Raw genomic sequence first — 7393 nt, 5'->3', positions numbered from 1 at the left:
ACGTCAAGCGGACGGTCGAGCGCGACGGGCGCAGCCGGACCGTCACCGTGAAGGTCACCGACATCTCGCAGCGCCGGCGCACCTGAGGCGCCCAATCGGAACGAATGCCCGCGCCGCCGATTGTTGCAGCAATTGGAGGTGAACGATGGGAAAGGCTTATTACGACATCATCGGCAGCGACAACCGCTGGGGCATCCGCCACGACGACGATCCGACCGGCGACTATTCCAGCAAGGAAGCCGCGTTCGAGGCCGCCTGCGCCGCGGCGTCCAACGCGATCAAATTCGGCCACGAGGTGCGGATCACCGTGCCGGGCAACGAAGGTTCGGAAACCAATCTCGGCGTGATCACGAACTGAACGGCATCGTTCGAAGTTAGAAGAGGTTGTGTGTCTCAGGCGGTCGGGTGCTTGCCCGGCCGCTTTTGCCGTTGTGAGGAGTGCCAATTTTGCGTCATTGCGAGGAGCGAAGCGATGAAACAATCCGGACGCTCCGAGGAGAAGCCTGGATTGCTTCGCTGCGCTCGCAATGACGGAAAGGTGGTTCTCAAAAGATTGGGGTACGCCTCACGCCACCTTTGGCAGTGGGGCCGCTGTCGCCGCGGCCTGATCGGTCACCTCATGGGTGATCACTTCGAAGTTCAGCAGGTTCGCTGTGCCGAACGAGGTGGAGATCGCAACGTCGGCGGCGTCGCGGCCGCGGGCGATGACGATGCGGCCAATCCGCGGAGTATTGTGCCGGGCGTCGAAGGTGTACCAGCGGCCGTCGAGATAGACTTCGAACCACGCCGAAAAGTCCATCGGTGCCGGGTCCCGCGGCACGCCGATGTCCCCGAGATAGCCGGTGCAATAGCGCGCCGGAATGTTCATGCAGCGACACAGGGCGACCGCAAGATGCGCAAAGTCGCGGCAGACGCCGATCTGCTCGGCGTGACCTTCGGAGGCGGTGCGGTCGTTACGGGCGAACTGATAGCCGAAGGTGATGCGATTGTGGACGTAGTCGACGATCGCCTGCACGAGCTCCCAGCCCGAGGTGATTCCGCCGAACAGTGACCAGGCGAGGTTCGACAGCTTGTCGGTGTCGCAATAGCGGCTGCCGAGCAGATAGACCATTACCTCGTCGGGCAGTTCGGCGACGGGGATTTGACGGGCGCCGGGTGCAGCCTCGTCGGGCAGGCCGGAGTCCTCGATCAGGAAGTCATTGCTGATATCGATGCGGCCCGGGGGCGCGACGATCCGGGTGCAGACGTTGCCGAAGATGTCGGTGAAGTCGTGCGCGGGCACGTCCGGCGAAAACCGGATGACGTGCTCGCCGATGACGTGCTGGGCGCGCGACGGATGCACGCTGAGCAGCAGATTGATCGGCGTTTCCTGGAAGCAGTGGAAAGCGATGTTGTATCCGGCGCGAATGATCACCTGCAAAGCTCCGTTGCTGATCGAGAAAGGGGCGATGCGATCGGCCCTCTGTTGTGTTCTCAATCGCGTAACGAACCTGGTGTTCCCGATCAGGTATGTCGACGGTTGCGCAAATTAGTGGCAGCACGCCGGCGATGAAATGGCCGGCGTGCTGCAGCTTATTCGGTCAGTCCGAACAGCAGAACGGACCGCGCGGTCAATTGATAAACCTCGCCGCAAGCGAACTGCTCGTCCGGAATGCCGCTCGGCAGGTTGGTGTCGATCAGCAGCGACCACTTCGAGCCGTGCGGCACCTCCGGCAGGGTGAATTCGACGACGCCATCGAAGCTGTTCATCACCAGCAGCACGGTAGCGTCCTCGCCGTGCCGGCGGATGCCGGTGGTTGGGGCGCGGCCGTCGAGCAGCATGCCGAAGCATTTGACGTTAGGATCGTCCCAATGCTCCTGCTGCATCTCGCCGCCATTGGCGTTGATCCAGGTGACGTCGCGAACTTCGAGCGCCTCGTCGTATTGGCCGGTGAGGAACCGGCTGCGTCGCAGCGTCGGGTAGGTCCGGCGCAATTCCAGCAGCCGCTGGGTGAAGGCGCGCAAATGCTGCGCGGCCTCATCATGGTCCCAATGCACCCAGGAGATCTCATTGTCCTGGCAGTAGGCGTTGTTGTTGCCGTTCTGGGTGCGGCCAAACTCGTCGCCGGCGAGCAGCATCGGCGTGCCTTGGGCGAGCAGCAAGGTCGCCAGCATGTTGCGCTTCTGGCGTTCGCGAAGGGCGAGGATGGTCTCGTCGTCGGTGGGCCCCTCCGCGCCGCAATTCCATGAGCGGTTGTCGGAGTGGCCATCGCGATTGTCCTCGCCATTGGCCTCGTTGTGCTTGTCGTTGTAGCTCGCCCAGTCATTGAGGGTGAAGCCGTCATGCGCGGTGATGAAGTTCACGCTCGCCCAGGCGCGGCGTCCCTGGCGGTTGAATACGTCGCCGGAGGCCGACAGCCTCGGGGCCAGCGCCGCCGCCGGAGCTTCGCCGCGCCAATAGTCGCGCACAGTGTCGCGGAATTTGTCGTTCCACTCCGCCCAGCCGGGCGGGAAGCCGCCAACCTGATAGCCGCCGGGGCCGCAGTCCCACGGCTCGGCGATCAGCTTCACCGAGGCGAGCAGCGGGTCCTGCATCACGGCTTTCAGAAAGCCGCTCTGCTCGTCGAAGCCGTAATGCTCGCGCGCCAGGATGGTGCCGAGATCGAACCGGAAGCCGTCGATATGCATTTCGCCGGCCCAGTAGCGCAGACTGTCGTTGACCATCTGGATCACGCGCGGATGCGTGAGATTGACGGTGTTGCCGGTGCCGGTGTCGTTGATGTAGTAGCGCTTCTGCTCCGGCAGCAGCCGGTAATAACTGGCGTTGTCGATGCCTTTGAACGACAGCGTCGGGCCGAGCTCGTTGCCCTCGGCAGTGTGGTTGTAAACCACGTCGAGAATCACGGCGAGGCCGACATCATGCAGCCGCGCCACCATCTCTTTGAATTCGCGCAAGCTGTTGGGCACGTCGGCGGCGTAGCGCGGATCGGGCGCGAAGAAGCCGATGGTGTTGTAACCCCAATAATTCACCAGGTCCTTGTCGAGCAGATAGCTGTCATTGACGAAGGTGTGGATCGGCAGCAGCTCGACGGCGGTGATGCCGAGTGAGGAGATGTAATCGACCACCGGTTTGGTGCCGAGGCCCGCATATGTGCCGCGCAGATGTTCGGGCACCTCCGGGTGAAGCTTGGTGAAACCCTTGACGTGGGTTTCGTAGATGATGGCCTGATCCCAGGGCACGAATTTGCGGCCGGGCTCGCCCTTCCAGTCAAAGTCAGGATCGACCACCACGCATTTCGGCACGAACCGGGCGCTGTCGCGCTCGTCGAAGGTGGTGTCGTCACCACTCTCCATCACATAGCCGAACACGGCCGGGTCCCAGGTCAGCGAGCCGGCGTGGGCGCGCGCATAAGGATCAAGCAATAGTTTGTTGGGATTGAAGCGGTGACCGTTCTCCGGCTCGTACGGGCCATACACGCGATAGCCGTAGAAGGTGCCGGGGCCGACATCGGGGATGTAACCGTGAAACACCTCGTCGGTGTATTCGGGCAGCTCGATCCGCCGCTCTGTGTCGCCGTCGAACAGGCAAACTTCCACCTTGGTGGCGTTGGCCGAGAACAGCGCGAAGTTGGTGCCATTGCCGTCCCAGCACGAGCCGAGTGGGAAGGGCAGGCCTTCACGAACGGTGGAGGAGTCGTTGACCACCTGATAGGGCGGCGGACCTTCGGGCTTGGTCGGCGTTTCGGGGGCGGTGGTTTCCGCCGGCGGCTCGAGCGTCTCGGTCGCGTCGGTCATCGCCCGCCCTCCGTGATTAGAGAAGCGGCGCCGGCGCAAAGCACCCGGTTAAGACGGAAAAACGCTGATCGTGTCGTCATTTGATTACGGTCCCCCAAAACGATCTTCACCGACAATGCGGGAAGCCGGAATCCGGTTCCAACATCCGGAAGAACGGCGCCCGCCCGTGTGTATCAGGTCGGGCCCCGCGGGGGCCGGTCCGTCGTTGCTGGCCCGGCAGCGCGAAACTGCCGGGCCCATGTTCTAGCTTCCTTGCGTGTTACTTTGCGGACTTGGACGACTGCGAGGTGGTGTTGGTGCGGTCGCGCTCAAGCTGCTGGGCCATCTCGAGATGGTGCTGCAGCTTCGGCAGCGTGGTGCCGGCCCACTTCTTCAGCGCGTCATTATCGCCACCCTTCGAGTATCGCTCGAACAGCGAGACGGCGTCCTTGTGGGCGGTGACCTGCTGCTCGTCGAAGGTCTCGCTGAATTCGGCGCCGTTCGCGTTCTTCAGCTTGTCGAGCTTGCTTTGATGAGCGGAGTCGAGCGCGGTCGGAAGCTCGGCCTTGACCTTGCCGTCGGCTACCATCGCCTTCAGCTCGCTGGAGGTCTTGGTATGATCGGCGATCATCTGCTTGGCGAACGCTTGTTCGGCGGCGTTGCCCTTGCGCTCGGCGAGCTGGTTCGACTGAATCTCGAACATGTCGCTGATCGCCACCTGCTTGACGAAATCCGCCGTGGACGGCGAGACGCCGAGCACCGAATTGATGCCGGTCTTCTCGGTGACCGATTGTGCCAGCGCCGGGGTGGCGACCAGCAGACAGCCGAGAACGAGTGCGGTCCGGTTCATGCGATTATTTCCTTTCAGCTTGCGGCTTTACGATTGACGCCTTTGCGGAGCGCCACGGTGTTGAGCTTGGTGTTGGCGGCCTTTTCCTCGTTCAGATTGGTGGTGAGGAAACGCACGATGTCGTCGTGGCCGAGCTCCTCGGCCCAGGCGATCAGGGTGCCGTAGCGGGCGATCTCGTAGTGCTCCACCGCCTGCGCGTTGGCGACGATCGCGGCGTCGAGCACGGTCTTGTCGGCAATCTCGCCGGCGGTCTCGTCGGATTCCTTGATCAGGCCGTCGATCGCCGGGCAGTTCACGCCCGATGGCGTCTCGCCGAGCTTCTTGAACACTTGGTCGAGCCGTTCGATCTGCTTCTGGGTCTCTTCCAGATGCGCCTTCAGGCCCTGCGACAGGTCTCGGTTGGTTGCCTGTTCGATCATCTTCGGCAGCGCCTTGGTGATCTGCTGCTCGGCGTAATAGATGTCGCGGAGGCCGTGCAGCAGCAGGTCCTCCATCGTCTGAATGTCCTTGCTGAAAAATCCCATCGTCGCCTCCGCCCAAATGGTCCGCGTCCCGCGGCTCGACCGGAGAACCGGGGACGGCCGATTCTGTTCCGTCGCGTGGCGAGCGCCGGGGGGCGGGCGGCCGCTGGGCCGGGGCAAGACGGGTCAGGCAGCGGTCCGGCGAACTGTCGGGCAATCGGACGCCAGAAGTTGGTGGCGCGCCGGCGAGGGGAGTTGAGAGCCCCGGGCGAACGTGTTACGGGGGCTGCATCGCGGGTGTAGCTCAATGGTAGAGCAGCAGCCTTCCAAGCTGAATACGAGGGTTCGATTCCCTTCACCCGCTCCAGTCCCCGATCAAAATTCGATAGATATTGTCTAGGCTTACGGTTTTTGAGCCGGGTCTCCGTTTGACTCTTGCTGGGCAGCCGGACGTCCAGGGCGCAAATCGGGCGCAGGCCCGCGCCGTCGCGGATCAATCCGGCAGCGCTGGCGTTGCTCAGGCCGTGGACGTGCTGAGGCGCGGCAGGCGAGCGGGTGCGGAGCGGCGTGAAGATCGCGACCTTCAACGTCAACAATGTCAACAAGCGGCTGCCGGTGCTGCTGGCGTGGCTGAAGGCGGCGCGGCCGGACATCGTTTGCTTGCAGGAGTTGAAGGCGGCCGACGCGGAGTTTCCGGAAGCGGCGTTGCGCAAGGCCGGCTATGCGGCGGCGTGGGTCGGGCAGAAAAGCTGGAATGGCGTCGCGATCCTCGCCCGCCGTCGCGAGATCGTGGTGACCCGGCGGCGGCTGCCCCGCGCGCCGCGCGACGAGCAGAGCCGCTACATCGAGGCGGCGGTCGCCGGTATCATCGTCGGTTGCCTGTACGCGCCGAACGGCAATCCGCAGCCGGGACCGAAATTCAACGATAAGCTCGCCTGGCTGAAGCGGCTGAACCGCCATGCGGCAACGCTGCTGAAGAGCGGGGCGCCGGTGGTGCTGGCGGGCGATTTCAACGTGGTGCCGACGCCGGCCGATATCTACCCGACCAAGTCATGGGACAAGGACGCGCTGGTGCAGCCGGCGGCGCGCAAGCTGTTCGCGGCGCTGCTGCGCCAGGGCTGGACCGATGCACTACGGCACTGCCATCCGGACGACGCGCCCTATACGTTCTGGTCGTATTGGCGAAACCGGTTCGAGCGCGACGCGGGCTTGCGGATCGATCACCTGCTGCTCGATCCGTCGCTGGCGGTGCGGCTGAAGCGGGCCGGCGTCGATCGCAAGGTGCGGGCGGCACCGCAGGCGAGCGATCACGCGCCCGCCTGGATCGTGATCGATTGAACGCGACGTCAGCGGTCTGTTGAAGCAAGCTAGTTACTGGATCCTGCCGGGATCGGCGCCGGCGCCTTCACCTGTGTCATCAGGTCGTCGTTCCATTTGCCTTCGACATTGAAATTGGCGCTGGCGCCGAGCTCCACTCCTTCGATCAGATTGTGATTGAGGTAGGCGTAGATGCCCGGCTGCTTGAAGGTGTAGAGGGCAGCAGCGGCGGATCCGCCACGGACGAACCAGGTCTCGAGATTGGTTTCCGGCGGATTTGAAAACTTGCCGGTCTCCCAAACGTAGTCGCCATGTCCGCCGATCAAATGCGGGCGGGGGTCGCGATTCGCCTGGGAATGGATGATCAACACCGACTCGCCGACCTTGGCCGTCATCGCGTTCTTGCCGGTGAGCGCGCCGACGCGACCATTGAATACTTCGTGCGTCGGGATGAGTTTGCGCATCACCTCACGGGTGTCGAAATATGCCTCGGCGGGCGACCCGTAGGTCTTGTAGTTCCCCTTGTCGTCCTTCGGGACATAGAAATCCTGTTCGCCGACATTGTAGATGCGGTCGTAACGAAGCGGCTTTCCTGCGCCGTCCTTCAGGCCGTCGCGGGGCAGCACCATGATCGCGCCATTCATGCCTGACACGACGTGCCATGGGATCATCGTGCCGCCGGGCGCGCAGTGATAGACGAAAACGCCTGGGCGATCGGCCTTGAATCGCAGGACGACCTGCTCGCCAGGATTGATCAGCGTCAGCGCGCCGCCACCCAGCGCGCCCGTTGCGGCGTGCAGGTCGATGTTGTGAGGCATGGTGTTGGTGGCAGGATTGATGAGCGTCAGTTCGACGTAGTCGTCCTGATGCACGACCATCAGCGGGCCCGGGATGGAGCCGTTGAAGGTCATGGCTTGAATTTTCGTGCCCTCGTCGTCGATCACCAGTTCCTTCTCATGCACCACCAGCTTGAACTCGACGACTTTGGGGCCGTCGGTCGTGGCCTGCTGAT

7 protein-coding genes and 1 tRNA gene are annotated in these 7393 nt (G+C 63.3%); 3 read left to right on the top strand and 5 right to left on the bottom strand.

All coding sequences use genetic code 11. The annotated features are described in order from the left end of the window. Positions 1 to 145 precede the first annotated feature (145 nt). A complete protein-coding gene (locus DYI24_RS17325; RefSeq protein ID WP_013501820.1) occupies positions 146 to 358 on the top strand; it encodes a hypothetical protein in 213 nt (70 codons plus the stop codon). 207 nt (positions 359 to 565) lie between these two features. Here DYI24_RS17325 and DYI24_RS17320 read toward each other — a convergent pair whose 3' ends face one another. The 4 genes from DYI24_RS17320 to DYI24_RS17305 form a co-directional block, all read right to left on the bottom strand. Continuing rightward, entirely contained in the window at positions 566 to 1414 is an 849-nt protein-coding gene (locus DYI24_RS17320; RefSeq protein ID WP_164573183.1) for a transglutaminase-like domain-containing protein, read from the bottom strand. Positions 1415 to 1572: 158 nt separating this feature from the next. Continuing rightward, positions 1573 to 3774 (bottom strand): glycogen debranching protein GlgX, encoded by a 2202-nt coding sequence (gene glgX / locus DYI24_RS17315; RefSeq protein ID WP_164573182.1) that lies wholly within the window; start codon positions 3772 to 3774, stop codon positions 1573 to 1575. A gap of 259 nt (positions 3775 to 4033) precedes the next feature. Next, on the bottom strand, positions 4034 to 4603 hold the full coding sequence (locus tag DYI24_RS17310) for a DUF4142 domain-containing protein (protein ID WP_164573181.1): 570 nt from the start codon (positions 4601 to 4603) through the stop codon (positions 4034 to 4036). Between the two features lie 14 nt (positions 4604 to 4617). Further along, positions 4618 to 5127: a YciE/YciF ferroxidase family protein gene (locus tag DYI24_RS17305; RefSeq protein WP_107345116.1), complete on the bottom strand. Its 510-nt coding sequence runs from the start codon at positions 5125 to 5127 to the stop codon at positions 4618 to 4620. A gap of 230 nt (positions 5128 to 5357) precedes the next feature. Between DYI24_RS17305 and DYI24_RS17300 the strand changes: the two genes are divergently transcribed. Further along, positions 5358 to 5431 (top strand) — tRNA-Gly (locus DYI24_RS17300). 200 nt (positions 5432 to 5631) lie between these two features. Beyond that, entirely contained in the window at positions 5632 to 6402 is a 771-nt protein-coding gene (locus tag DYI24_RS17295) for an exodeoxyribonuclease III (protein WP_164573180.1), read from the top strand. A 29-nt stretch (positions 6403 to 6431) separates the two neighbouring features. Here the strand turns inward: DYI24_RS17295 and nirK are convergent. Next, positions 6432 to 7393 (bottom strand): copper-containing nitrite reductase (gene nirK / locus DYI24_RS17290; protein WP_164573179.1); only part of this gene is annotated, 962 nt, incomplete at its 5' end.

Source organism: Rhodopseudomonas sp. BR0C11, from assembly GCF_010820945.1.
In the GTDB taxonomy this organism is placed as follows: domain Bacteria; phylum Pseudomonadota; class Alphaproteobacteria; order Rhizobiales; family Xanthobacteraceae; genus Rhodopseudomonas; species Rhodopseudomonas palustris_H.
The sequence above is the reverse complement of the archived record's forward strand: the minus strand, read 5'-3'. Positions and strand labels throughout refer to the sequence as shown.

What these genes read in the sequence shown, in the direction of transcription:
- DYI24_RS17325 (WP_013501820.1), top strand. Translation starts at nt 146, where the DNA reads ATGGGAAAGGCTTATTACGACATCATCGGCAGCGACAACCGCTGGGGC.
- glgX (WP_164573182.1), bottom strand. Translation starts at nt 3,774, where the DNA reads ATGACCGACGCGACCGAGACGCTCGAGCCGCCGGCGGAAACCACCGCC.
- DYI24_RS17310 (WP_164573181.1), bottom strand. Translation starts at nt 4,603, where the DNA reads ATGAACCGGACCGCACTCGTTCTCGGCTGTCTGCTGGTCGCCACCCCG.
- DYI24_RS17305 (WP_107345116.1), bottom strand. Translation starts at nt 5,127, where the DNA reads ATGGGATTTTTCAGCAAGGACATTCAGACGATGGAGGACCTGCTGCTG.